This is a genomic window from Curtobacterium sp. 320 (assembly GCF_031455235.1).
Taxonomy (GTDB): Bacteria; Actinomycetota; Actinomycetes; order Actinomycetales; family Microbacteriaceae; genus Curtobacterium.
Genome location: NZ_JAVDSI010000015.1, coordinates 1 through 24,374, shown reverse-complemented (window position 1 = coordinate 24,374; position 24,374 = coordinate 1). Strand labels below are relative to the sequence as shown.

At 71.2% G+C, this 24,374-nt stretch carries 27 protein-coding genes; 13 read left to right on the top strand and 14 right to left on the bottom strand.

Annotation, left to right across the window (positions count from 1 at the left end):
* Positions 1-13: 13 nt before the first annotated feature.
* Both J2X60_RS16405 and J2X60_RS16400 read right to left on the bottom strand, forming a co-directional pair.
* On the bottom strand, positions 14-400 hold the full coding sequence (locus J2X60_RS16405; protein ID WP_309888995.1) for a hypothetical protein: 387 nt from the start codon (positions 398-400) through the stop codon (positions 14-16).
* Between the two features lie 2 nt (positions 401-402).
* Complete coding sequence (locus J2X60_RS16400; RefSeq protein WP_309888993.1) at positions 403-570, bottom strand: hypothetical protein; 168 nt, start codon at positions 568-570, stop codon at positions 403-405.
* A gap of 209 nt (positions 571-779) precedes the next feature.
* Between J2X60_RS16400 and J2X60_RS16395 the strand changes: the two genes are divergently transcribed.
* The 3 genes from J2X60_RS16395 to J2X60_RS16385 all read left to right on the top strand — a co-directional run bounded on the left by J2X60_RS16395 (position 780) and on the right by J2X60_RS16385 (position 3,588).
* On the top strand, positions 780-1,418 hold the full coding sequence (locus J2X60_RS16395) for a CoA pyrophosphatase (RefSeq protein ID WP_309889061.1): 639 nt from the start codon (positions 780-782) through the stop codon (positions 1,416-1,418).
* 26 nt (positions 1,419-1,444) lie between these two features.
* Positions 1,445-3,073 carry a phospholipase D-like domain-containing protein gene (locus tag J2X60_RS16390; RefSeq protein WP_309888991.1) on the top strand — a complete coding sequence of 543 codons (1,629 nt, stop codon included), beginning with the start codon at positions 1,445-1,447 and terminating at the stop codon, positions 3,071-3,073.
* A gap of 80 nt (positions 3,074-3,153) precedes the next feature.
* The gene (locus tag J2X60_RS16385; RefSeq protein ID WP_309888989.1) at positions 3,154-3,588 is read left to right on the top strand and encodes a hypothetical protein; all 435 of its coding nucleotides are present in this window, start codon (positions 3,154-3,156) and stop codon (positions 3,586-3,588) included.
* A gap of 81 nt (positions 3,589-3,669) precedes the next feature.
* On the opposite strand, the gene J2X60_RS16380 is transcribed toward J2X60_RS16385, so the two are convergent.
* Both J2X60_RS16380 and J2X60_RS16375 read right to left on the bottom strand, forming a co-directional pair.
* Positions 3,670-5,448 (bottom strand): hypothetical protein, encoded by a 1,779-nt coding sequence (locus tag J2X60_RS16380; RefSeq protein ID WP_309888987.1) that lies wholly within the window; start codon positions 5,446-5,448, stop codon positions 3,670-3,672.
* Positions 5,449-5,571: 123 nt separating this feature from the next.
* Positions 5,572-6,672 (bottom strand): Gfo/Idh/MocA family oxidoreductase, encoded by a 1,101-nt coding sequence (locus J2X60_RS16375; protein WP_309888985.1) that lies wholly within the window; start codon positions 6,670-6,672, stop codon positions 5,572-5,574.
* A gap of 82 nt (positions 6,673-6,754) precedes the next feature.
* Here J2X60_RS16375 and J2X60_RS16370 point away from each other — a divergent pair, with 82 nt between their 5' ends.
* The 3 genes from J2X60_RS16370 to J2X60_RS16360 all read left to right on the top strand — a co-directional run bounded on the left by J2X60_RS16370 (position 6,755) and on the right by J2X60_RS16360 (position 8,133).
* Positions 6,755-7,342: a TetR/AcrR family transcriptional regulator gene (locus J2X60_RS16370; RefSeq protein ID WP_309888983.1), complete on the top strand. Its 588-nt coding sequence runs from the start codon at positions 6,755-6,757 to the stop codon at positions 7,340-7,342.
* Positions 7,343-7,440: 98 nt separating this feature from the next.
* Positions 7,441-7,674, top strand: coding sequence for a PLDc N-terminal domain-containing protein (locus J2X60_RS16365; protein WP_022907408.1), 234 nt, complete (start codon positions 7,441-7,443; stop codon positions 7,672-7,674).
* 42 nt (positions 7,675-7,716) lie between these two features.
* Entirely contained in the window at positions 7,717-8,133 is a 417-nt protein-coding gene (locus tag J2X60_RS16360; protein ID WP_309776839.1) for a hypothetical protein, read from the top strand.
* A 108-nt stretch (positions 8,134-8,241) separates the two neighbouring features.
* Here the strand turns inward: J2X60_RS16360 and J2X60_RS16355 are convergent, their stop codons facing one another.
* Entirely contained in the window at positions 8,242-8,751 is a 510-nt protein-coding gene (locus J2X60_RS16355) for a GNAT family N-acetyltransferase (protein ID WP_309888981.1), read from the bottom strand.
* A gap of 218 nt (positions 8,752-8,969) precedes the next feature.
* Here J2X60_RS16355 and J2X60_RS16350 point away from each other — a divergent pair, with 218 nt between their 5' ends.
* The 3 genes from J2X60_RS16350 to J2X60_RS16340 are packed head-to-tail and all read left to right on the top strand — an operon-like array spanning position 8,970 to position 12,176.
* Positions 8,970-10,418 carry a DUF6421 family protein gene (locus J2X60_RS16350; RefSeq protein ID WP_309889059.1) on the top strand — a complete coding sequence of 483 codons (1,449 nt, stop codon included), beginning with the start codon at positions 8,970-8,972 and terminating at the stop codon, positions 10,416-10,418.
* Positions 10,415-11,098, top strand: coding sequence for an SDR family NAD(P)-dependent oxidoreductase (locus J2X60_RS16345; protein ID WP_309888979.1), 684 nt, complete (start codon positions 10,415-10,417; stop codon positions 11,096-11,098). The genes J2X60_RS16350 and J2X60_RS16345 overlap by 4 nt, the downstream gene beginning before the upstream one ends.
* A gap of 4 nt (positions 11,099-11,102) precedes the next feature.
* Positions 11,103-12,176, top strand: a complete 1,074-nt coding sequence (locus J2X60_RS16340) for a low specificity L-threonine aldolase (protein ID WP_309888977.1) — start codon at positions 11,103-11,105, stop codon at positions 12,174-12,176.
* 63 nt (positions 12,177-12,239) lie between these two features.
* Here the strand turns inward: J2X60_RS16340 and J2X60_RS16335 are convergent, their stop codons facing one another.
* Both J2X60_RS16335 and J2X60_RS16330 read right to left on the bottom strand, forming a co-directional pair.
* Positions 12,240-12,770, bottom strand: coding sequence for a GNAT family N-acetyltransferase (locus J2X60_RS16335; protein ID WP_309776845.1), 531 nt, complete (start codon positions 12,768-12,770; stop codon positions 12,240-12,242).
* A gap of 27 nt (positions 12,771-12,797) precedes the next feature.
* Positions 12,798-13,784 carry an amidohydrolase family protein gene (locus J2X60_RS16330; protein ID WP_309888975.1) on the bottom strand — a complete coding sequence of 329 codons (987 nt, stop codon included), beginning with the start codon at positions 13,782-13,784 and terminating at the stop codon, positions 12,798-12,800.
* A gap of 103 nt (positions 13,785-13,887) precedes the next feature.
* On the opposite strand from J2X60_RS16330, the gene J2X60_RS16325 reads away from it, so the two are divergent.
* Positions 13,888-14,562 carry a hypothetical protein gene (locus J2X60_RS16325; protein WP_309888973.1) on the top strand — a complete coding sequence of 225 codons (675 nt, stop codon included), beginning with the start codon at positions 13,888-13,890 and terminating at the stop codon, positions 14,560-14,562.
* 129 nt (positions 14,563-14,691) lie between these two features.
* Positions 14,692-15,162 (top strand): sigma-70 family RNA polymerase sigma factor, encoded by a 471-nt coding sequence (locus tag J2X60_RS16320; RefSeq protein WP_309888971.1) that lies wholly within the window; start codon positions 14,692-14,694, stop codon positions 15,160-15,162.
* A gap of 82 nt (positions 15,163-15,244) precedes the next feature.
* On the opposite strand, the gene J2X60_RS16315 is transcribed toward J2X60_RS16320, so the two are convergent.
* The 7 genes from J2X60_RS16315 to J2X60_RS16285 form a co-directional block, all read right to left on the bottom strand.
* Positions 15,245-15,547 (bottom strand): Sec-independent protein translocase TatB, encoded by a 303-nt coding sequence (locus tag J2X60_RS16315; protein ID WP_309888969.1) that lies wholly within the window; start codon positions 15,545-15,547, stop codon positions 15,245-15,247.
* A gap of 31 nt (positions 15,548-15,578) precedes the next feature.
* Positions 15,579-15,791 carry a twin-arginine translocase TatA/TatE family subunit gene (locus J2X60_RS16310; protein WP_309888967.1) on the bottom strand — a complete coding sequence of 71 codons (213 nt, stop codon included), beginning with the start codon at positions 15,789-15,791 and terminating at the stop codon, positions 15,579-15,581.
* 63 nt (positions 15,792-15,854) lie between these two features.
* Positions 15,855-16,784 carry a carbohydrate kinase gene (locus tag J2X60_RS16305; RefSeq protein ID WP_309888965.1) on the bottom strand — a complete coding sequence of 310 codons (930 nt, stop codon included), beginning with the start codon at positions 16,782-16,784 and terminating at the stop codon, positions 15,855-15,857.
* Positions 16,785-16,836: 52 nt separating this feature from the next.
* Entirely contained in the window at positions 16,837-18,312 is a 1,476-nt protein-coding gene (locus tag J2X60_RS16300) for a glycoside hydrolase family 32 protein (RefSeq protein WP_309888963.1), read from the bottom strand.
* The gene (locus tag J2X60_RS16295; protein ID WP_083295207.1) at positions 18,309-19,217 is read right to left on the bottom strand and encodes a carbohydrate ABC transporter permease; all 909 of its coding nucleotides are present in this window, start codon (positions 19,215-19,217) and stop codon (positions 18,309-18,311) included. The genes J2X60_RS16300 and J2X60_RS16295 overlap by 4 nt, the downstream gene beginning before the upstream one ends.
* The gene (locus J2X60_RS16290; RefSeq protein WP_070417979.1) at positions 19,214-20,161 is read right to left on the bottom strand and encodes a carbohydrate ABC transporter permease; all 948 of its coding nucleotides are present in this window, start codon (positions 20,159-20,161) and stop codon (positions 19,214-19,216) included. Before J2X60_RS16290 ends, J2X60_RS16295 begins: the two co-directional genes overlap by 4 nt.
* Positions 20,161-21,567, bottom strand: coding sequence for a sugar ABC transporter substrate-binding protein (locus J2X60_RS16285; RefSeq protein WP_070417978.1), 1,407 nt, complete (start codon positions 21,565-21,567; stop codon positions 20,161-20,163). The genes J2X60_RS16290 and J2X60_RS16285 overlap by 1 nt, the downstream gene beginning before the upstream one ends.
* Before the next feature lie 137 nt (positions 21,568-21,704).
* Between J2X60_RS16285 and J2X60_RS16280 the strand changes: the two genes are divergently transcribed.
* Positions 21,705-22,787 (top strand): LacI family DNA-binding transcriptional regulator, encoded by a 1,083-nt coding sequence (locus J2X60_RS16280; RefSeq protein ID WP_309888959.1) that lies wholly within the window; start codon positions 21,705-21,707, stop codon positions 22,785-22,787.
* On the top strand, positions 22,784-24,256 hold the full coding sequence (locus J2X60_RS16275) for a glycoside hydrolase family 32 protein (RefSeq protein ID WP_309888957.1): 1,473 nt from the start codon (positions 22,784-22,786) through the stop codon (positions 24,254-24,256). The genes J2X60_RS16280 and J2X60_RS16275 overlap by 4 nt, the downstream gene beginning before the upstream one ends.
* The last annotated feature ends 118 nt before the right edge of the window (positions 24,257-24,374 follow it).

The following is a 24,374-nucleotide window of genomic DNA, read 5'->3' as shown; positions in this document are numbered from 1 at the left end:
GCGCTTCGGGCCGTCAGTCGAGCCAGACCTCGGCGACACCGCTCCCCCGGCACTGCAGGGGTGCGCCGAAGCCGTAGTCCGTCCAGGCCAGTTCGACGCCGCGCTCGTCGAGCCGCGCACCGTCGGCGTCGAAGAGCGCCACGCGGCCGCGTTCGTCCTGCGTCTGCTCGACCGGGACCGTCCAGGTCGCGCCGTCGACCTCGGACGTCGCCGACTCCTGCTCGGGCGTGCAGTCGGCACCGACGCACACGGCGACCGACTCGACGGTGGTCGCGAGGTGGTCGGGCACGACGACGTTCACCGTGTTGCCCTGCCCGTAGTCGGCGCAGACGGACCCGGGCGACGAACACCCGGCGAGCGCCAGGGCCAGCCCGACCCCGATCGTGGCGGTGACGAGCATCCTCATTCCGTGCCGTCGTCCTCCTCCGGGTTGAAGTGCGAGTCGTCGCCCACGTGTCCGGCGGCGAGGCCGTCGGGCTCGTTGGGGATCGTGCCGTCCTCGCCGAGGCCGTCCGGCTTCGGGGTGCCCTCGGCGTCGTTCTTCGGTGCGGTGCCGTCGGTGTCGGTCATGGTCTGCTCCCGTGCAGTGTCGGTGCGGGACCGCCGTGGTCCCGGTGGTGCTGACTCGGAACGTACGGGTCGTGCCTCGGAGATCCCCCGGGGGCGCACCTTCCGGATGTCCCGCCTCGGAGCGCAGCACCTAGGCTGACGACGTGAACCCGGCGCGTCAGCAGCTCTCCGCGCTCGTCGGTCCCGGTGCCGCCCCGCTCGTCACGGGCATGCCGGTGGCCAGCGCCTCCCGCAACGCGGCCGTCCTCATCCTGTTCGGCGAACTCGACGACGTGCCGAGCGACCGCCCCGCCGCCGGAGCCGTCGGAGCCGCCGGCACCGAGGTCTCGCGGGACCTCGACGTCCTGCTGCTCGCACGGGCCACCACGCTCCGCGCCCACCCCGGCGAGATCGCGTTCCCCGGCGGCCGGGTCGACCCCGGTGACACGGACGCGACCGCCGCGGCACTCCGGGAAGCCCGCGAGGAGACCGGCATCGACACCGCGGGCGTGGACGTCCTCGGCACGATCGCCCCGGTGCCGCTCGCGTTCTCGCGGCACCTCGTCACGCCGGTGATCGGGTGGTGGCGCGAGTCCTCGCCCGTCCGGGTCGTCGACGAGGCCGAGTCCGCCGCGGTGTTCCGGGCGCCGGTGGCCGACCTGCTCGACCCCGCCCACCGCGGCGTGACGGTGATCCGCCGCGGCGGCCAGGAGTGGCGCGGCCCGGCGTTCACGATCGACTCCGGCCCCGAGCAGCACGTCGTCTGGGGCTTCACCGCGATGCTCCTCGACGCCCTGTTCGACCGCCTCGGCTGGGCCGAGCCGTGGGACGACCGCCACGAGATCCCCCTGCCGGGCTCGCGCCCCTGAACGTCGCCGTCCCGTACTGTTCGACTGTGCGTACCGGTCCAGCTGATTGGTTCCTCTCCCGCGACGAGCGAGGCAACCTCGCCACCGGCGTGCACGCGGGACACCCCGACGACGACACGGACCGGAACCGGCCCGACGCCGAGGGGGACACCGGCGCCGATGCGGCACCGTGGTCGGAGGGCAACCACGTCCGGCCGCTCGTGCACGGCGCCGCCTACTTCGACCGCATCCACGCGGAACTGACCGCCCTCCGCCCCGGCGACCGCGTGTGGTTCACCGACTGGCGCGGCGACGCCGACGAACGGTTGCTGCCGGACGGCCCGACGATCGGGGACCTGCTGGCCGACCGTGCACGAGCGGGTATCGAGGTGCGCGGGCTCATCTGGCGGTCCCACGGCGAGCGCGTCTCGGCGTCGATCAGCGCCCGGTCGAACGAGCTGCTCGGCCGGAAGATCAACGACGCCGGCGGCCAGGTGCTGCTCGACCAGCGCGTCCGGGTGTTCGGCTCGCACCACCAGAAGTTCTTCGTCATCCAGCACCGCGACGACCCCTCCCGCGACGTCGCGTTCGTCGGCGGGATCGACCTCTGCCACAGCCGTCGCGACGACGCCGCGCACGAGGGCGACCCGCAGCCCGTCTCGATCGACGCCCGCTACGGCGAGCGCCCGGCCTGGCACGACGCGTCGATGGAGCTCCGCGGGCCGGTCGTCGCGGACGTGCTCGCCGTGTTCGCCGAGCGCTGGGACGACCCGCTCCCCCTCGACCGCAGCCTGCCGTACCGGATGCTGCTGCAACGCCTCGTCCACATGCCGCGGCACACCGAGCCCCTGCCCGAACGGACGGCGCCACCACCACCGGCCGGGCACCACGCCGTGCAGCTCCTCCGGACGTACGGGGTGAAGCGCCCGCCGTTCCCGTTCGCGCCCCTGGGTGAGCGCAGCATCGCCCGTGCGTACGGCAAGGCCTTCGCCCGAGCGCGATCGCTGCTCTACATCGAGGACCAGTACCTCTGGTCCCGCGAGGTCGCGACCGGCATCGCCGAGGCCCTCGAACGCAACCGGGAGCTCCGTGTCGTCGTCCTCGTGCCGCGGTACCCGAACTCGGACGGGCCGCTCGGCGGTCCCCCGAGCCGGTTCGGCCAGATCGAGGCGCTCCGGACGCTCCGCCGCACCGCACCCGACCGTGTCGGCGCCTTCGACCTCGAGCACGAGGACGGCCGCCCGATCTACATCCACGCCAAGGTCTGCATCGTCGACGACGAGTGGTTCACGATCGGCTCGGACAACTTCAATCGCCGCTCGTGGACGTCCGACAGCGAACTCACGTGCGCCGTCGTGGACACCTCGGACGACGGCCGGTCCCTCGCCCGGGACCTCCGCCACGAGCTCTGGGCGGAGCACCTCGCGACGACGCCCGACGACGAGCGGTTCACCGGGTCCGGCGCGGACATGCTCGCCCTCTGGCGGTCCACGGCACGTGCGCTCGACCACTGGCACGAGGACGGGCAGCCCGGCCCGCGACCCCCTGGGCGCATCCGGCAGCACGAGCCGGAACCGGTCTCGGCACTGCAGCGTCTGTGGGCGCGTCCCGCCGCGCGCCTCGCCGTGGACCCCGACGGCCGTCCCCGCCGGTTGCGCGGCTCGACCCGCTTCTGACGGGAGGCGCGGTGCGGGCCCGACCCACGCCTCCCGTCCGCCGTCCGCTCGCGTCCACCGCCCCCGCCTACGCTGGGTGCATGGGGGCACGCGAGGACTGGTGGGACGATCCCGGCGACGACCTGGTGCTGCACCCGCCGCGAGCCGTGCGCGCTCAGCCGCGCCGCGACCCGGGACCGGCCGACCTGGTCGTCACCGGCCTGCTCCTCGGCGTGGCCGTCCTCGTGGGCGTGGGAGCGTGGTTCGCCGTCCTCGTGGGCCAGCTCGCGTTCACCGCGTGCGCGGAACCGTCGCCAGGCTGCGGCCCCGTCGACGACCCCGGTGCGGTCGTGCGCAACTGGCACCTCGCCCTCACGCTCGTCGTCCTCGTCGCGGGGATCGTCGGGTCGATCGCACGACGTGCCCGGCGACGGACCGGGTGGCCCGTCGCACTGTCGACCCTGGTCGGCGTGCTGGTGGTCTTCGCCGGAGCCGTCACCGCGATGCAGGTCGCCAGCGGGGGCAACCTGCTCTAGCGACCCTCGTCGGAGCTCCGTTCGCCGGGGTCGAACGGTGTCCCCGGCGCGAGGGCGACTCGGCCGGGGACCCGCTCGGGATCAGTTGTAGGACGCCAGCCGGTTGGGGGCGGTGTTCCCCGCCGGCGTCGGCACCGCTCCCCCGACCCCGTTGATCACACTCGAGATCGTGCCCGTGTCACCGAGGGACACCGTGACGAGCCCGTACGCACGGACGCCGGCGGTCTGCGGGACCTCGAACGCCCGGTCGGCGTGCACCGCGGGGTTCGTGTTGAAGAAGCAGTAGACACCGCCGCCCCAGATCTCGTGGCTCGTGACGTTCGCGGCGACCTTGTAGGCGGCGTAGCCGGCACCGGTCGGGCTCTGCCACGACGCGTTGTCCGGCACGTCGTACGGCATCTCGTTCTGGAAGAAGATCGTCCGTCCGTCGTTGCCGTTCCACTGCACTTCGTACTTCTGGTAGTGCTCGACGAACAGACCGGTCGCGAGGACGTCGTTGCCGTTCACCTCGACGCCGGTCGCACCGGTGTTGACGGTCCACCCGGTGGCGGCTCCGCCGTGGTCAGCGCGCCAGGCCCAGATGTGGTCGACCAGGGTGTCGTCCGCGTTGACCTGGAGGGTCGTCGTTGCCTTGCCCTGGATGCTCGAACCGACGCGGAAGAACACGTCCTGGATGCTCTGCGGGTCGGCGGCGTGGTCGACGTGCGAGCCGCTCGTGCCGAGTCGGACCAGCTGGGCGCTGTTCTGCGAACCCGCGTCGACGACGAGGTTCGACACGTTCACGCCGGCGACGTCGGTCGAGGTGAGCACCGCGTTGCCCTGCGTCGGCACGAGCGTCGGGAAGCCGATCCCGGTGACGACCGTGTCGGGACGGGTGACCGCGATGGGAGCGTTCAGCTGGTAGGTGCCCGGCGTGAAGAACAGGTTGAGGCCCTGCGACAGCGCACTGTTGATCGTCGCCGCCGAGTCACCCGGGTGGGCGACGTAGAAGTTGCGCATCGGGATGTCCGTGCCGGCGGTGTTCGGCCAGGTCACGCCCGACGAGTTCTGCCGGAGCGAGGGGACGAACACGTGGTACTTGTCCGACGAGTCGACGTACAGGTACGGCTTCTCGCGGGTCGTCGGCGTGGTGGACAGGGTCGTGTAGCTCTTCGAGAAGTCGTTCGCGGGAGCGCCCTGCACGCCCGAGAACGTCATGTTCCAGTTGCCGCCCTGCCAGGACCCGATCGACGAGTTGCGGGTGTACCACTGCTGCTGCGAGCCGGAGGTCACCGTCCCGTCGACCTTCGTGTCCGCGATGTACCCGCCGGAGGAGTACCCCTGGCCGCCGTCCTGGTTCGAGGGTCCCATCGTGAGGTTCCCCTTGATGTGGACCCGCCGCATCGGGGCGGCCTGGGACACCGCCCAGCGGTCGGTTCCGCCCTCGGGGACGATCGCCACGTTCTCGACCGACCGCCAGAAGTTCTGCGTCGCGTTCTTCTCGTCACCGGCGTTCCACCCGGAGTCGACGTTCACGGCGCCGTTGATGGTCACGTCGTCGGGGTTCTTCCCCAGGCCGGCGACCGTCGTGTAGAAGCCGAGGTTGGCCCACACCCGTCCGTAGCTCCCGGGCTTGAACAGGAAAGCGGAGCGCTGCGTCCCGAACTGCGCGGTCGTGCTCCGGAGCTGCGAGTTGAACGCCGCGTCGACGTCGGCCTGGATCGTCGAGGTCGGCGTCGAGGGGCTGTAGATCTTGACGTTGCTCCCGAAGTCCGGGGTGTCGCTCGTCGTGACCGCCTGGGCGGCGACCGCGGGCAGCAGTGCCCCCACGACACCGGCGCTCAGCGCGATCGCGACGAGGTGCTTCATCCGTCGTTGCATGATGCTCGATTCGTCATCGTGCGGCGTCGTTGCCGCACGCAACAGACGGTAGGCCTGTGCCTCCAAGAAGACCGTCACATCTTCGGCGGACCTCCGCTGTCCCCCGCACCGGAGCACCCGCGCCTACGGAGTGACGAGGTCGCTGCTTTTCGGCCAGGGGGCGGTCGGGGTGACGGTCGAGCCCGTCGCGGCGCTCCGACGGACGTCGTCCAGCAGATGCGCCAGGCGGACACCGTCGGCGAAGGACGGCGCGGTGACCGTGCCGTCGCGGACGTCGTCACGGAGCGCACGGTAGACGCCGGCGACGTTGACGACCGAGGCAGGCAGCATCCCGGTCTCGACCGGGATGGTCGCGCCGTCGACCGTCAGCTCGAGGGTGCCGGACTGGAACCCGCGGGGTGCGCCGCCCTCGAGTCGGACGGTCCCGTCGCTGCCCTCGAGTTCGAGTCGGAACGGGGTGTCGCCTGCGTCACGGCCGCCCTCGATCTCGGCGGTGAACGCTCCCCCGTCGGGCAGCGTGCCCTGCGCGAGGACGTGGTCCGGAAGGACTCTCCGCACACCGTCACCGTCCGCCCGACGCAGCTCGGGGAAGCGGGTCGTGGTCGTCGCAGCGAGTTGCACGGGCGTGCCGGCGATGACCGCCAGCAGGTCGAGCGTGTGTGCCGCCTGGATCGTCAACAGGTGCATCCCGGCAGCGGGGTCCTCGAGCGGAAGGGTCTCGTCGTCCACCGCTGCACCGAACGCCATGGTGCTCGAGAACACCCGCGCGACCAACAGCCGACCGATCTCGCCCTGTGCGATGACCGCTTGCGCGCGGAGGACTGCGGGGTTCCGACGTGCCTGTAGCCCGAGGGCGGTGTGCACGCCCGCGGTGCGCGCTTGGTCGGCAAGTGCCGCCATCGCTCCCGTGCCGACCGCGAGCGGCCATTCGGTGAGGACGTGCTTCCCGGCCCGGACGGCCCGACTGATGAGACGGTGGTGCGTCGCGACGGAACTGGCCACCGCGACGACGTCCACCTCGGGGTCGTCGATGAGCGCGTCCGGATCGCCGTACGCCTTCGGCACGCCGAACGCGGCTGCGGCGGCGTCGGCACTCGCCTGCTTCCGCGTCGCCACGGCCGTCAGCTCCAGACCGGGGACAGCGCGGATGGCGGGAACGTGCGCTTCGGCTGCCCAACCGCGGGTCGCGTTCACACCGATGAGTCCGACTCGCAGATCAACCATGACGGAGCTCCTCACTCGAGACTTCATTTCTGAACGGTCCGTTCCACCATATGCTGAACGAATCGTTCTGTAAACTCGCCGTATGGCAGTTCGCGGAAGGCCGGTCAGTCAGGAGTCCCGAGCAGCGGCGGTGACCGGTGCTGCGACCGTGCTCCGCGAGGTCGGATGGCAGAAGTTCTCCATCGACGAGGTGGCTCGGCGATCGGGGGTGGGCAAGGCGACGATCTACCGGCACTGGCCGAGCGGTTTCGCGCTCGCCGTCGAGGCGTGGGGCTCCGTCGTGACGGACGCGGTCCCGACGCGCTCGACCGGCGATGCGATCGCTGATCTCCACGACCAGTTCGTCCGCCTCGCAGCGTTCTACGGCACGGCCGAAGGCGCCGTGGCCGTCCAGTTGCTCGGAGCGGCACCAGGTCGACCCGACGGCACCGCCCTCGTGGACGCAGTGTTCTTCCGCCGGCGACGCGACGCCACGCGTGCTCTCATCGAGGCGGGTGTCGCTGCGGGGCAGATCCGATCCGGACTCGACACGGACCTCATGATCGACCTGCTCTTCGGGCCGGTGGTGTTCCGGCTCTTCAACGGCCGTGGCCCCCTGACACCGGACGAGGCGAGCGCGGTCGCGCGTGCGACGCTCGGTGGCGTGTTCGCCCACTCGCCCGCTCACTGATGTCAACCGCTGGACTGACGAACCACCCGCCGCGCCCTCCTATCGTTGGACCGCCGCGCAGCGCATCCCTGCGCCGCGGCGGACGAGGGGAGAGCGACGTGCTCGAGAACCTGGGCGGCGCGCACGTGCTGGTCCTGCTGGTCGTGCTGGCGCTGGACGTGCTGGCGCTGGTGCAGGTGTGGCGGGACCGACGTCGGAGCGACCTCGTGAAGATCGTCTGGACCGTCGTGATCGTCGCGGTGCCGGTCATCGGCGTGGTCGGGTGGGCCGTGAACTGGCTCCTCGGGCGTGCGGCCGACCGGTTGAACCGGACGAGCGGCCCGAGCGCCTGACGCGCAGGTGGCCAAGACGACGGGACCCGGCGGTGTGTCCGGGTGCTGAGCGAGCGACATGCCGAACTGATCGCCGAACTCGAAGCGGCGGCGTCGGACGAGTGGGGTCCGCGGGCACTCCTCGCCTGCCTGCGGAAGCTCCGCGACGGCGGCCCGACCGAAGCGGAGTCCGTGGTCGTCCACGATGCCTGGGCGACCGAGGACGGCTTCCGCGTGGTCTACGACGCTCCGTGGGGCGGCCCGCGCGTCGGCATCGTCCGCGAGCGCTCGACGACGATCGACTGGCTGGACGCCTACACCACCGGCGACGAAGCCACACCCGAGGAGTTCGGCTGGGAAGTCGCCGATTTCAACATCGGCGAGCCGCTCGGCCGGTGGCTCGACCACCTCGACGTGGACGCCGACGGCCTCGGCTGGTGGGGCCACGTCCCGATGCGCCGCGCGCGGCGGCGGCGCTGACCCAACCGTGTCCGGTAGCCGGCCCGGCAGCCGTGGACGCGACCACGGCCCGACCAGGAGGCGCGGTGCGGCGCCGACCCGCGCCTCCCGACCCACGGTCGCTGCGGTTCAGAGCCGCTTCGCGTACCACCGGTCCGAGTAGGGGTCGTCGGTGAAGGCGGGCACGCGCTCGAACCCGAGCCGCTCGTAGAGCGCACAGGCCTCGGCGAGTTCAGCACGGGTGTCCAGCCGGAGCACGCCGATCCCGCGGCGACGGCACGCCGCCTCGAGCTCGCGCACGAGCCGGGCCGCGGTGCCCCGTCCACGAGCCTCGGGCAGGGTGAAGACCTTCGTGAGTTCGGCGACACCGAGACCGGCACCGGCACCGAACCGCCCTCCGGCGCACGCGATCGCCCGCCCCTGCTCGACGGCGACGAGGAACACGCCGGACGCACCCTGCAGGTCGTCGTACGGCTCGTCGCGCAGCGCCTGGTCGACCTCGTCCTCGGTCGCCGGGCGTCCGTACCAGCGCGACGCGACCTCGGCGAGGTACGTCCGCACGATCCCGTCGGCCACCGGGTCACCGGGGTGGACGACCTCGACGTCGACGCTCGACCCGTCGCTGATCCGTTCGTCCACGGTCCTCCCTGAAGCTCACTGCGACCGTACCGGTGGAGCGATGTCGAGCGCAGTCCAGCCCCGCAACGGAGGAACCTTGCGCGGCGCGATCGGTTCGGAGCGCGGGGCCGTCGGACGCGCACGTTTCCGCCGCAGATGGGCAACTTTGCGTCCCCCGATCTTCCCTAGGCTCGATGCACCAGCGCACCCGCAGCCAGCCCAACGACGGGAGGTACGACATGTCGCAGTTCGTCCAGGAGTTCTCGAAGGACGCCATCGTCGGAGAACCCGAGGTCGTCGAGGACCGCCTGTCCGTGCGCGAGGTCGCCGCCCACCCGGCCTGGCTCCGGCTGAAGGACGCCGTCACCGCGCTGCAGACCGTCCAGGCGCAGGACGGCTCCGTGCCCGAGCCGGCCGACCACGCTGCAGCGACCGAGCACGTCGCGACGATCGTCCCCGCCATCGCCGAGCTGGCACCGCAATTCCCGCACGACGCGGCCTTCCTCGAGGCCGTGCAGCACGACTTCGCCCGGTGGCGCGACGAGGGGTTCGGCGTCCCCGACTTCCTCGACTCCCTGAACGCGTTCCAGCCGCAGCAGCACCGCGTCGACGGGCTCGGTCACCTCGTCGTGTTCCCGATGGTGACGCAGAACGGCAGCTCCTCGCGGTTCGTCGAAGCCGTCCTGGTCGAGGTCATCTGGCCCGAGTTCATCGCCGAGCTCGAGGCCGGGGACTACGGCAACGCGCTCTTCGTCGCGCTGCGGTTCGTCGACTTCACCCCCGGGTACGACACGAACTCCGCCGTGCTCTTCCCCGAGACCGTCGCGATGCGCGAGCTGCCGACGTTCACGTGGGGCGCGATCTTCCAGGACCGCGAGGCCGCCCGCTACCGCCGGGTCGTCCGCGCAGCCGCCGAGATCACCAAGCTCGACCTTCCTGACGACGCACGCGCGATGCTCGACGACCAGGAGCTCACCGAGCAGGTCTTCGTGATGTGGGACATCATCCACGACCGGTCGCACATGCGCGGAGACCTGCCGTTCGACCCGTTCATGATCAAGCAGCGGATGCCGTTCTTCCTCTACTCGCTCGAGGAGCTGCGCTGCGACCTCACCGCGTTCCGCGAGTCCGTGCGTCTGGAACGCACCCTCTCGGCGCTGCCGGATGCGAGCCTCCAGGACGCGCAGCGCGCCATCCGTGACCACGCGCGCCTCGTGCAGTACGCCGTCGTGTTCGACCGCATCTTCCGCTTCGCGATCACCGGCAGCCGTGTCCGCAACTACGACGGCCTCGGCGGCCAGCTGCTCTTCGCGTGGATGCACCAGCACGACGTCCTGCACTGGACGGACACGCAGCTCACCATCGACTGGGAGGCCGTCCCGGACGTCATCATCGCCCTCAGCGACGAGATCAACGAGCTGTACCGGCGCTCGATCGACCGGCCGAAGGCGGCGCACTGGCTCGCCGCGTACGAGATGCTCACCCGGACGCTCACGCCGCACCCGGCCTCGGCCTGGGCGCGCGGACTCCCCACCGAGACGCTCGCCGGACCGCCGAAGGGCTACACCGACGCGGTCATGGACGACGAGTTCCCGCTGTCGATGTTCTACGAGGCGCTCAACAAGAAGATGGCGCCGGTCATCGCGTCGACGGCCGGGATCACCGGGACGACGGAGGTCGCCGCGTGAGCGATGGGTCGCTCACCGGTCGCGTGGTGCTGGTCGCGGGCGCGACCAGCACCAGCGGCGAGGCCGTCGCGCGGTCGCTGGTCACCGCCGGTGCGACGGTGGTCGCGGTCGGCACGAGGGCGGCGGGTCTGGAGGCGCTCAGCACCGCCGTCCCGGGCGTCACCACCCACACGTGCGACCTCTCGTCGCGTGCGGACGTCGCCGCGCTGGCGTCACGGATCCACGCGGACCTCGGGCCGATCGACGGGCTCGTCCACCTGGTCGGTGGCTGGCGTGGCGGTGGCAGCCTCGCCGGCCAGTCGGACGACGACTGGGACTTCTTCGACCGGGCCTTCCGGACGCTCCGGAACACGACGCGGGAGTTCTTCGCCGACCTCGTCGCCTCGCCCGCCGGACGACTGGCCTTCGTCTCCTCCACCACCGTCGACTCGCCCACCGCCGGCGCCGCGAACTACGCCGCCGCGAAGGCCGCTTCGGACGCCTGGGTCCGCGCCGTCGCCCAGGGCTTCGGCACGGACGCGCCCGACACCGCTGCCGCGGTCGTGTTCGTCGTGCGCGCACTCGCCGGCCTCGAGGCGCGACTCGGCGACGAGGTCGTGCGGCTGTGGTCGGCCGACCCCGCAGCCGTGAACGGCACCCGCATCCCGCTCTCGGCGGGCGACGCCCCGAACCTAGGATGAACGCGTGACCCTTCGACTCCACGACCTGGACCTGCGGGGCTTCGCCTCGGACAACTACGCCGGCATCCACCCCGAGATCCTCGCGGCGATCTCCGCGGCCAACGACGGCCACCAGATCGCGTACGGCGAAGACGTGTACACCGCACGGCTCAACGAGGTCGTCGGGGAGCACTTCGGGTCGCAGGCGCAGGCGTTCCCCGTCTTCAACGGCACCGGCGCGAACGTCGTCGGACTGCAGTCGATGCTCCCCCGCTGGGGTGCCGTCGTGTGCACCTCGACCGCGCACATCCACACCGACGAGGCCGGCGCCCCCGAGCGCGTGGGCGGGGTCAAGCTCCTGCCCGTCGAGACGCCGGACGGCAAGCTCACCCCCGAGCTCATCGACAAGGAGGCCTGGGGCTGGGGCGACGAGCACCGCGCCCAGCCGCTCGTCGTCTCGATCACCCAGACCACCGAGCTCGGCACGGCCTACTCGGTGGACGAGGTGCGCGCGATCGCGGACCACATCCACCCGCTCGGCATGACGCTGCACATGGACGGCGCCCGCATCTCGAACGCGGCCGCGAGCCTCGGGCTCCCCCTGCGCGACTTCACCACCGACGCCGGCGTCGACGTGCTGAGCTTCGGCGGGACGAAGAACGGGATGCTCTACGGCGAGGCGATCGTCGTCCTGAACCCCGAGGCATCGGAGGGCCTGCACTACCTCCGCAAGCTCAACATGCAGCTCTCGTCGAAGATGCGCTTCGTCTCGGCACAGCTCATCGCCCTGCTCAGCGACGACCTCTACGTCCGGTCGGCCGGGCACGCCAACGCCATGGCGCAGCGACTCCGCGGCGCCCTCGAGGCGGGGATCGCCGACGGCAGCATCCGCGGCGTCGGGTTCAGCCAGGAGACCCAGGCGAACGGGGTCTTCGCGACGCTGCCGGCCGGCGTGGCCGATCGGCTGCGCGAGCACTTCCGGTTCTACGACTGGGACGCCAGCCGGAACGAGGTGCGGTGGATGTGCTCGTTCGACACCTCGGAGCAGGACATCGACGCGTTCGTGGCGGCACTGACGCGGGAGCTCGCCGCGGTCTGACGACCGCACAGCGGACGGGAGGCGCGGGGCGGGGCCGCACCGCGCCTCCCGTCCGTCAGCGGGTCACGTGACGGTCCGCACCAACTCGACCAGGCGCAGCGACGGGGCGTCCCGCCCCTGCCCCAGCAGTCGGAAGTCGCGGGAGCGACCGCTCGCCCGGAACCCGCGACGTTCGTAGAAGCGACCAGCTGGCACCGCCTGGTCGTACACCTCGAGGCGGAGCCGCTCGCCGTGCCCCGCTGCCCACCCGACCACGTGGTCGAGCAGCGCATCCGCGACGCCGTTCGCCCGACCGCGGGACGACGGCGTGACGTACACGCCGGTGAGCACGGGATCGTTGCCGTACGCGTCACCGACCTGGCCGCTCATCATCCCGATCCAGCGACCCGTCCGGTCGACCGCCACCACGCTCGTCGTCTCGGTCCCCTCGCCACGCCTCGCGCGGAGCCGCCAGTCGTCCTCGGTCATCGCGAGCGTGTACTCGAGCGTCGCCCCGTAGGAGATCGGGTCGTCCGTGGCGTTCTCGATGCGGAGAGCGCGCACCTGCTCCCAGTCGCGCTCGGTCGTGGTTCGGATCGTGAAGTCCCCCGGCATGTCCGCAGCGTACCGGCGGCGGGGTGCTCAGCCCGTGAGACCGAACAGCCGACGGGCGTTCCCCGACGCGAAGGCATCGCGGGCCTGCTGATCGGGCAGTGCCGTGAGGAAGGCCGTGATCTCCTCGCGGGTGGGCTGCTGGAACGGGTGGTCGGTCGAGAACAGGAGCCGGTCCGGCGTCGTGATGCTCAGGGCGTGCTGCAGCATCGCCGGGTCGAGCATGCCGGAGGCCGTGATCCAGACGTTCTCGCGCAGGTACTCCGTGATCGACCGTTCGAGGCCGGCCGCACGTGCGAGTCCGTCGGCGCGGTCGTGCCAGAACAGCAGGAGCTCGCCCCAGTGCCCGAGCACGAGCTGCAGCGACGGGTGGCGATCCAGCACGCCGCGCGCCATGAGCCGGAGCGCGGCCGTTCCCGCTTCGAGGTGCCAGCCCCACGAGAAGGTCGCCAGCGCGAGGTCGGGCAGGCCGCCGAGCCCGGTGTAGGAGGCGTCCCGGACGGCCCGCGGGGGGATCTGCGGGTGGATGAACACCGGCTGCCGGAGTTGCTCCGCGACGGTCCAGAGTTCCTCGAAGCGCGGGTCGTCGATCAGGACGTCCCCGGTGCGGCCGTGCAGCATGACGCCGACGAGGCCGAGTGCTGCGGCGCGCTCCAGTTCGACGGCGGCGGCGTGCGGGTCGGCGAGCGGCAGGGTCGCGAAGGCCCGGAAGCGATCCGGGTGTGCGGCGACCGCGGCCGCGACCTCGTCGTTCGCATCGCGGCTCAGGGCGATCGCGTCGACCGCGTCGAGCCCCTGCGTGCCCGGCGGGGCGAGGGACAGGACCTGCATGTCGACGCCCTGTGCGTCCATCGCGGCGAGGCGCTCGCTCTCGATGTCGCCGAGGCGCCGCGCGGCATCGCCGTGGTCGTTGAGGACGAGGCTGTCGTCGCGCCGATCAGCCGGCAATGCACGCTGCGCATGGTCGATCCCCTCGTGCACCCAGTGCTCCTCGATCCCGATCAGCAGATCCGCCATGGTGTCGTCCTCTCGCTCACCCCCTGTCGAGTGAACCGTACGGCCGACGTCGGCGACCATCTGCGGACGGTCCTCTGGGCACGCTGCGGAGCATGATCGACCCGTGCACTCGTGGACACGCTCGCTGCGATCACCGCTCGGCACGGACATCGTGCTGTCGGTCCCTGCCGTCGCGCGTCCGACCGGCACGACGTGGGTGCTGCTCCACGGGTCCGACGGTCACGAGACCGACCTCCTCCCCCTCGCGGATCGGCTGGCACCCGACGATGCCAAGATCGCGCTGCGCGGCACCGAACCGACGCCGCAGGGGTACGCGCACTTCCGCCGTCGCCCCGACCGGAGCCTCGACGAGGACGACCTGCGGGCGCGCATCGCGCTGCTCGCCGACGCCGTCGACCACGGGAGTGCGCAGCTCGCTCCGACCGCACACCGGTTCGTGCTCGGCTTCTCGAACGGGGCGATCGCGGCTGCCGCCCTCCTCGAGCTGTGTCCGGACCTGTTCACCGCCGGAGTCCTCATCCGGCCGCAACCGCCCTTCCAGTCCGGACCGGTCGGCACCGGCTCCGGCGTCCCGGTGCTGGTGCTCGACGCCCGGTTCGACGCCCGCCGCAGGGCGAGCGACGGCCTCCGGACCGCCGAGCGCCTGCGTGCCACGGGAGCCGTCGTCGACCACGTCACCCTCCCGGTGCGCCACGGGATCACCGCGCTCGACGAGGACGCCATCCGGCGCTGGTCGGGCGGCTCGGCACCAGGCCAGGTCCCCCGCGATCTGGGGTAAGCACTCCAACCCTCTCGACGTGACCCGATTCCGAATCCCCTGGATGCATCCGCCCGAGGATCGGAGCCCACCGTGCTCATGCGCGCCCCCACCGCAGCACCACCGCAAACCGCCGACTTCGCATCGATCGTGCGACGGCACACGCCGCTCGTGCACGCCACCGCCATGCGCGTCCTGCACTCCCATGCCGACGCCGACGACGTCGTGCAGGAGACGTTCCTCGCGGCGTGGACGCACCTGGGGACGATCGTCGATGCAGCGGCGATCGGCGGTTGGCTCGTGACCACCGCTCGGCGGCGGAGCTACGACCGGTTCAGCGGGGCCGCGGCGCGGGTCACCGGCCGGCTCGACGAGTCGACGCCCGCAGCGGACGACCACGCCCCGACCGGTGTCACCGAGCGTGCGTCGCTCGCGCAGGCTGCGACGGCGGTGCTCACGACCTTGCCCGCGACGCAGCGCCGGTGCTGGGAGCTGCGGCACGTCGAGCAGCTGTCCTACCGGGAGGTCGCCGATGCGCTCGGGCTGCCGGTCTCGACGGTGCGCGGGATGCTGGTCCGGGCGCGGGCGACGCTCTCGCGTGAGCTGGCGGCGTGGCGGTGACCTGACGGCGGACGGGAGGCGCGGTGCCAGCTGGCACCGCGCCTCCCGCCCCGCACTCACCGCGAGCCGCATCACAGGATCCTCACGCCTGCGGTTCGCCAGCGCTGGATGTCGCCGCTGACGCCCGCTCCCTCGACTCGCTCGCTGACGACGGCTGCGTCAGCGCATTACGGATGATCCGGCGCGGGTCGTACCGACGCGGGTCGAGCTCGGACCAGTCGATCTCGACGCCGATCTCCTCCTCGACCTGGGCCTTCGTGGATTCCGCCCAGTGACGGAGCTGTCGGACGAACCCAGCGAGCTGCTGCGCGAGACCGACGAGGCGGTGCGGTCCGACGAAGACCGCGGCGACGATCCCGATGACGATCAGCTTCTCGGCGTCCACGGTTCGCTCCGCTCAGCTCGAAGCGGTGTCGTCACTCGACGGGCGTCGTCGGGGTCGACGTCGCGGCGGGAGTGGAAACGCCGGTCGCGGTGCCGTGCGGCTCAGTGTCGCGGACCTCGCGGCGGAAGATCGTGAGCGACTGCCCGAGACCCTTCGCCAGGGCGGGGAGCTTGGTGGCGCCGACGAGCAGGATGACGATGCCGAGGATGACGAGCAGGTGGACGCCGGTGAGGTTGCCGAGCATGGTGTTCTCCTTCGAGGGTTCGGGTGGTAAACGAGGGTCGGTGGGTCCGCACGGTCGACGCGGTCACCGGACGGCCTTCGGGACGGAGGCCAGACGGACGTCGTCGATGGTCGGCAGGTCGGCCCCGCGCCGTCCGACCGTGATCGCCGCGGCGATGGAGCACGTACGACCCAGCTCCCGCAACGCGGTGCCGTCGAGGTGTCCCAGCGACGAGCCGCTGCCCGTCGACGACGAGTCCGCCGGCCACGGCCGCGAGCAGGTCAACTGCCAGAGGAGCGCCGCGGTGTAGGTGTCCCCCGCGCCCACCGTGTCGATGACGGCCGCACGCTCCCCCGGCACCGTCACCCGCTCCGAGGCCGTGGACAGGACGGATCCCGATGCCCCGGCGGTGACGACGGCGAGCTCCGCCCCGAGCCCGATGACCGCGTCGAGCACCGCGTCGGTGTCACGCCCGGGCCAGAGCCATGCCGCGTCCTCGTCGGAGAGCTTCACCACGGTCGACAGGGCCGCCAGCTCCTCGAACCGGGCGCGTGCTCCGGACCGGGTGCCGAGCAGGGCGGGGCGCACGTTCGGGTCGAACGAGACGATCCCACCGGTGGCCGTGGTCCGTTCGGCCGCAGCGAGCACCTTCTCTGCCCCCGGCTGGAGGAACGCGGCGATCGATCCGATGTGCAACCACTCCGGTGTCCGCTGGAGGCGCGGGAGGTCCCACTCGATGTCGAACGCGTAGCTGGGCTGCCCGTCCGCACCGAGCAGCACCGTCGCGGATGACGTCCGTGCAGCGCCGAAGCCGCCGGCGACGAGCTGCACGCCCGAGGCCTCGAGGTGCCGCGCGACGCGCTGTCCCCGCTCGTCGGCACCGAGCCAGGTCGCGAACTCGACCTCGGCGCCGAGCCGCCCCAGGCCGAGCGCAACGTTCGCGGGCCCGCCGCCGGGGACCTCGCGGCCCTGACCGACGACGTCGACCAGCGCTTCGCCGGCGACGGTGATCATCGACACATCCGTGTCCTTCCCGGACCGGCGACGGGGCCGTACCGCGACGACATCAGGCAGTCCCGGCCCCGGCGACGACCGCTCGCGGAGCGGACGCCACCGAGGTGACCGCGCACTCGAGCGGCCACCACGACGCGCCCTCCGGGGCCTCGACGGTCCACGGCGGTGCCTGCACCGGGTAGACCCGCGTCGTGACGGAGCGTCCGGCGCTGGTGAAGACCTCGACCACGGAACCGTCGAGCAGCACGCGCACCGCGGGGCGGTCCGCCGCGGCGTCGAACGGATGACGGATCTCGGCTGGGCGCCGGTCCGCGCGCTGGTCGGTGCTGGCGCAGGACCGGTCGACGGTGAGCGTGTCCGCCTCGGTGTCGACGACGATGTCGAGGAACTCGGCGTCGGAGAACCGGACCCGGATGCGGCCGGTCACCGGGTCCTGGAGCACGATCTCTGCCTGGGCGCCGATCGTCTCCGCGCGGCCGTCCGTCGCCGAACCGACGCGCAGCGCATCGAGGGCCGGGTGGGGCTCGGTCAGGAGCCGTCCGTCCGCGACCCAGGCGCGGCGCGGCAGGGAGATCGCACCCGACCAGCCGACCTGCTCGGTCCACTCCCGGTTCCGGCCCTCGGTGATCCACCCGAACAGCACCGGGCCCCACGACCCCGTCCGCATCACCGAAGCCGCGTAGAAGTGCTGCCCGTCGTCGATCCGGGAGGGCCGCAGGGCACCGGTCAGGGGCACCGCGAGCACGTCGCCGGGCCCCTCCGCGTGGGACCACGACGCGACGATCGCCACGTCGGCGCCGTCGATCGTGATGATCTGCGGGCACTCCCAGCCCTCGCCGGTGTCGATGCCGTGCACCGTCGCGCGCGGCATGGCGACGAGGTCGCCGACGAACGTCCAGTCGACACCGTCGGTCGAGCGGTAGTGCCGGACGGACGCCACCTGGTCGGCGTCCGCGGCGCCGACGGCCATCGACCACCCGTCTCCGTCGGACCACACGAACGGATCGCGGAACATCGTGATCGATTCCTCGGCTCCGGGGTCCGCGACGACCTGCACGGGGGCTCCGAAGGTGGCTCCGCCGTCGGTGGACTCGGCGAGCAGCACCGACTGGAAGGGGCTGTGGTCGACCTTGCCGGAGTAGTAGGCGCGGACGACCCCGCCGTGCAGGACGGTGTTGCCCGACCAGGCACCACCGGAGTCGGCACCGCCCGGGACCGGCACGATCGCCGGACGGTGGAGCGTCCAGTGCACGAGGTCGTGGCTCGTCACGTGCCCCCACTCCACCGGGACGTCGAGGTCGACGCGCGGCCGGGACTGGAAGTACAGGTGGGCCTGACCGCCGATGTCGATCGGGCCGTTCGGGTCGTTGACGTAGCCGCGAGGCAGGCGGACGTGGAACTGCGGGAGGTGGTGGTCGGCTGGTGCGATCACGGTCGGTGCTGCTTCCTGGGACGGGGTGGGGACGGCGCGGGCGTCGGCCGGCGGGGCCACTGCCGAAGGCGCCTCGGTCACGGGGGTGTCGGTCATCGTGACGACCCCGCCGTGACGCCCTCGATGAAGTACCGCTGGGCGACGATGAACAGCAGCACGCTCGGGATCATCGTCAGGACCACGCCGGCGAGCACGACCGAGATCGAGCCGGTGCCGAGGTTGCCCTGCAGGCCGACCAGGCCGAGCGGGAGCGTGAACGTGTCCTGCTGGTTCAGGAAGATCAGCGGCCGGTAGTACTCGGCCCAGAACCCGGAGAAGTTCAGGATCGCGAGCGTCGCGATCGCCGGGCTGGCCATCCGCGAGTACACGTGCCAGAAGACGCCGAACTGCGTCGCTCCGTCGATGCGCGCCGCCTCACCGAGCTCCTTCGGCATCTGCATGAAGTACTGCCGCATCAGGAAGGTGCCGAACGCGCTGCCGAGGGCCGGGACGATGAGCGAGGCGATGGAGCCGGTCAGTCCCATGTCCTTCAGGATGACGAACACCGGGATGATGATCGTCTGGATCGGCACCATCATGGTGGCGAGGAAGATCCCGAAGATCGTGTTCTTCCCCGGGAAGCTGATCATCGCGAACGCGTAGCCCGAGAGCGTGCAGGTGATGGTCTGGCCGACCACGATGAGCAGTGTGACGAGCACGCTGTTCACGAAGAACTGGCCGATCGGGATCTGGTTGAACACGGCCGCGTAGTTGCTGAAGTCCCACGAGAGCGGGATCCACTGCGGCGGGTTGTCGAACGACTCGGCCGGGGTGCGGAGCGAGGTGGTCAGGGTCCAGAGCAGCGGCCCGAGCGCGAACACCGCGGCGATGATCAGGATGACCAGCCCGATGACGCTGCCGACCTTCGCCACCGGCCGGCGGCGACGGACGATGTGGGCGACGCTCGGCTGTGCGACGGTCTCCGGCGCGTGGAGCGGGTTGATGACGTCGGTGGTCGTCATTGGTAGAACACCAGCTTTCGTGCGGCGATGAACTGGATCCCGGTGATGATGCCGATGATGACGAGCAACAGGATCGCGATGGCGGAGGCGAACCCGAACTGCAGGTTCTGGAAGCCGGCCTGGTAGAGGGAGATGGTCGCGGTCGTCGTCGCGGTGCCCGGCCCGCCCTTCGTCATGATGAACGGCTGGTCGAACAGTTGCATCGCGTTGATCATCGCGATCACGGTGGCGAAGAGGATCGTCGGGCTGATCAACGGGATCTTGATCCGGAAGAGGGTGCGCCACGGCCCGGCTCCGTCGATCGCTGCGGCCTCCTGGACGTCGACCGGCACGGACATCAGGGCGGCCACGAACAGGACGAACGTGAAGCCCACCTGCTGCCAGACCACCACGAGCACGACCGTGACCTTCGCCCAGAACGGGTCGTTGAGCCAGTGCGCGCCCGGGAGCCCGATCTCGTTCAGGTAGTAGTTGATGAGCCCGAACTTGGTGTCGAAGATGTAGCCCATGAAGATCGACACCGCCGCGGACGACGCGAGCAGCGGCAGGTAGAACGACGTCCGGAAGAAGACGCGCGTGGCGTTGCGCTTCCGGTTGTTCGCCAGCACCGCCAACAGCATGCCGAGCGAGATCTGCAACGCGACGATGCAGACCGCCAGCACGACGGTCACCCCGAACGAGGCCAGGACCGGACCGTCGGTGAACAGCCGCACGTAGTTGTCCAGGCCGACGAACTTCGGACTGCTGATCACGTCCCACGACGTGAAGGAGAGCCCGAGCGACGCGAGGATCGGGATGAATGTGAAGACGGCGACGAAGACCACCGCCAGTCCGATCATCGCGTAGCCGAACGAGGCTTCACGGCGCCGGACGCGCTTGGCCGCCGGCCGGCGGGCTGCGACCTCGGCAGCCCGCCGGGAGCGGAATCCTGTCGTCGCGGTCATCACGACGCCTGCGCGGCGGCCTTCTCGATGTCGGCCTGCAGGCCGTCGAGCGCCTTCTTCGCGTTGCCGGACGAGATCGCCTGGGTGGTGCGCTGGTTGAGGGCCGTCGCGAGCGCGTTGTAGTAGGGCGGTGCGGAGATCGGCACCGAGTTGTCGAGCTGGTCGTAGAACACCGACCAGTGCTCCGGGCCCGTGGTCTTGTACCGATCGGCCGTCAGCAGCGACTTCTGCGCCGGTGTCGTGACGTTGCCGGGCCAGAGCGCGTCGAAGCTCTCCGGCTGCACCATCAGCTTGATGACCTCGAACGCCAGGTCCTTCTGCTTCGACGAGTCGAAGATCCCGTACCCGCCGGCACCGAAGAGCGACTTGTTGCTCTTCCACGTCGGGAACTCCACGACGTCGAAGCTGCCGTCCTTCATGCCCGCGTTGTGGAGACCACCCGCCCAGAACCCGCCACCGATCGTCATGCCGATGCGCCCGGACGCGAAGAGGCCCTGCAGCGTGCCGCCACCGCCGACGTCGGGCGACGGGGACGCCCCCGACTTCTGCAGGTCGATCACGTACTGCAGCGCCTCGACCGCAGCGTCGGAGTTCGCCGTCGGGTCGCCCCACTTCCAGCCGCCCTTGCGGCCGCTCACGCCCACGGCGTTGCCGTCGAACGCCTTGCTGCCCCAGAGCCAGTCGCCGCCGGAGTAGCGCCCCTCCTCGAGGAGGTTGCCGTCGTTCGCGTAGAGGAACGAGGTCCAGCTGCCCCAGAGCCGCACGACCCAGTCGAACGCGTAGGTGCTGCCGCCGACCTTGGCCAGGCTCTCCGCCGAAGAGTGGAAATCGTCCATCGACCAGTTCGCGGCCGGACGCGAGAGCCCCGCCTTGTCGAACAGCGATGTCGAGTAGAACATGCTGCCGGCGTTGAAGCTGTCGGGCAGCGTGTAGAGGTGCCCCTGGTACATCGTCGACTCGACCAGCGAGGGGTGGATGCCCCTGAAGTACGTCGACAGCCCGGACAGGTTCTTGGTGACGAGGTCGTCGAGCGGCGTCAGCAGGTTCTTCGAGGCGAGCAGCTGCTGCCCCTCGGTCGCGACACTGACGATGTCGGGCACGTCCCCGGAAGCGATCTGCGTGAGCACCTTCGCCAGGAAGTCGTTCCAGTCGGTGCCGTTGATGGCCGTGACCTGCAGCTTCGCCGTCTTGTCGAGCTGCCGGATCTTCGGCTCGATGGCCTTCTGGAGTGCGGTCGCCGCGCTCTGCTCCCCGAAGTAGAGCATCTTGATCGTGCCCGTCGCGCCACCGCCACTGCCGGAGGTGGAGCACGCCGCGAGCGATCCGATGCCGGCCAGTGCGAGTCCGGCACCACCGAACTTGAACAGCGTGCGTCGGTCGATCGGAGTGCTGAATCCGTTCGCCATGGGTCGCTCCTCTCTGAGCGATCGTGGCCCCGTCGAGTCGGAGCCAATACGTATTTGCTCGCTGACTGTACACACGTCGTCCAGAGGAGGCAATACGTATTTGCTTCTGCCATGATGAGCATGTCGAAGGAGGACAGATGGCGAGCCGAAAGCAGACGGAACCGTCGCACCGCGTCACGATGAAGGACGTCGCGCGGCATGCCGGCGTCTCGCAGCCGACGGTCTCGTTCGTGCTGAACGACCGGCGCGACGTCTCGATCGCCGCGGACACCCGGGCCCGCGTGCTCGAGTCGGCGAAGGCGCTCAACTTCCAGCCGAACCGTGCCGCGCAGTCCCTCCGGTCGAACCGGTCCTACACGGTCGGGGTCATCGCGGACCGGCTCGTCTCCCAGCCCTACGCCGGTCACATCGTGCTCGGTGTGCAGCAGGCCGTGCAGGAAGCCGGGTACGTCTGCTTCGTCGTCGAGACCGCGCAGACGTCCGACGGCGGCACGGCGGCCGTCGCGAACCTCGTGCAGCAGGGCGTCGCCGGCCTGATCTACGCCGCCCCCGGCCCCGAGGACGTCACGCCGGTGTCGGGCGTCGAGGGCGTGCCGACCGTCTTCGTGAACTGCTTCCCGCCGGACGGCGCCCCGGCCGTCACCGTGCTGGCCGACGAGTTCCAGGGTGGCCACGACGTCGCCGCTGCCGTGTTCGCCGCCGGGCACACCGACGTCGCGTTCCTCGGCGGTCCGCAGGACGACTACGCCTGCGGCGAGCGCAAGCGCGGGTTCGACGAGGCCGCGGCCGAAGCCGGGCTCCGAGCAGACGCCGTCCCCGTCCGGTACGGCACCTATCAGGTGGGCTCCGGCTACGACCTCGCGATGGAGTTCCTCGCCGACGACCCGCCGACCGCCCTCGTCTGCGGGAACGACCGCATGGCCGTCGGCGCACTGATGGCGGCGCAGTCCCTCGGGCTCCGCTGCCCGGAAGACGTCAGCATCGTCGGCTTCGACGACCAGCCCGACCTCGCCGACCAGATGCACCCGCCGCTGACCACGGTCGCGCTCCCCCACCAGCAGATGGGCTTCGACGCCGGCACGCTCCTGCTCGCCGAGACGCACGATCCCGGGCGCCACCTCGTGCCCTGCGAGTACGTCCCGCGAAGCTCCCTCGCAACGCCACGGGACGCCCCAGCCCCCGCACCCGCACCCGCAACCGATCCGCAGGAGCCCCAGTGACAGCCGAACCGAGCACCCACTTCCGCCCGCCGAACGGCTTCGTGGGCGACGTCATCCCGTTCGCGGCCGACGACCGGGCGTGGCTGTACTACCTGCTCGACGAACGGCCGGACGCGGCACCCGTCGACCGTGCGACGGGCATGCCCTGGGGCGCGGTCTCGACGACGGACTTCGTGACCTTCGAGGACCACGGCGTCGTGCTCCCCTCGGGCGGACCCGACGCCAGCGACTTCGACTGCTACACGGGCAGCGTCGTCCGCGACGACTCCGGGCTCCTGCACCTGTTCTCCACCGGCCACAACCCGCGCATCACCACCGACACCGACCTCGGCCGGAAGGACGTCCAGGTCGTCTGCCACGCGACCTCCGACGGGGACCTCACGCGCTGGACGAAGCACCCCGAGTGGGACCTGCCAGCACTCCCCGGCTACGCGCCCGAGGACTGGCGCGACCCGTTCGTCTTCCGCCCGTCGCCCGAGCGCCCCTGGCAGATGCTCCTCGCGACCCGCCGCCCGGACGAGCCCCACCGCCGCTCCGGTCTCGTCGCCCGCCTCGAGTCGGACGACCTCGTCACCTGGCGCGACGCCGACCCGATCTGGGCGCCGCACCGGTTCATCGCCCACGAGTGCCCGGACGTCTTCCGGTGGGGCGACTGGTGGTACCTCGTGTACTCCGAGTTCTCCGACGCGTTCTGCACGCGCTACCGCGTCGCGACGTCGCCCGACGGACCGTGGCTCGCGCCCGCCGACGACACCGTCGACGGGCGCGCGTTCTACGCCGCGAAGACCGTCGCCCTCGGCGAGGACCGCTTCTTCGTCGGGTGGATCGCCACGAAGGAGGGTGAGCGCGACGCCGGGGCATGGCAGTGGGCCGGCACCATGGCGACCCTCCAGGCGCACCAGCGAGCTGACGGTTCGTTGCGCTTCGACCTCCCCCGGACGCTCCGAGCGGCGTACGCGCACGAGGTCGACGTCACCGATGTCTTCACACCCGTGAACGGCGCAGCACCGGTCGTCGGAGACGGCGCATCGAGCCGCTTCGCATCCTGGACCGGGCCGGAACTCCCCGTCGAGGCACTCGTCACGATCGAGCTCGACGTCGCCCCGGACACCCGGTCGTTCGGTGTGCTCCTGCGCACGAGCGACGACGCGGAAGCCGGCTACGCGCTCCGCCTCGAACCGGACCGCTCCCGACTCGTCCTCGATCGGTGGCCGCGCGGTACGACCGGCGGTGAGCAGTGGCAGATCCTCGGTGACGTCCCGCACGCGGTCGAGCTCGAGCGCCCGGTCCCGCTCGCTCCCGGCCCGCACCGCATCGACGTGCACCTCGACGGCGACCTCTGCGTCGCCGTCGTCGACGGTTCCGTCGCGTTGAGCACGCGCCTCTACGACCGCCCGTCCGGGCGCCTCGCGCTCTTCGCGCAGGACGGTGCGTTCGCGCTGACCCGGGTCACCGTCAGCACACGCTGACGGGCTCCGCACTGACGGACTAGAGGCGCGGGGGCCGCTGGCACCGCGCCACCCGTCCGTCAGTCGGCCGCGTGCGCAGCCCGGGTGGGGTGCCCGAGCGTAGCGATCCCCCGGTTAC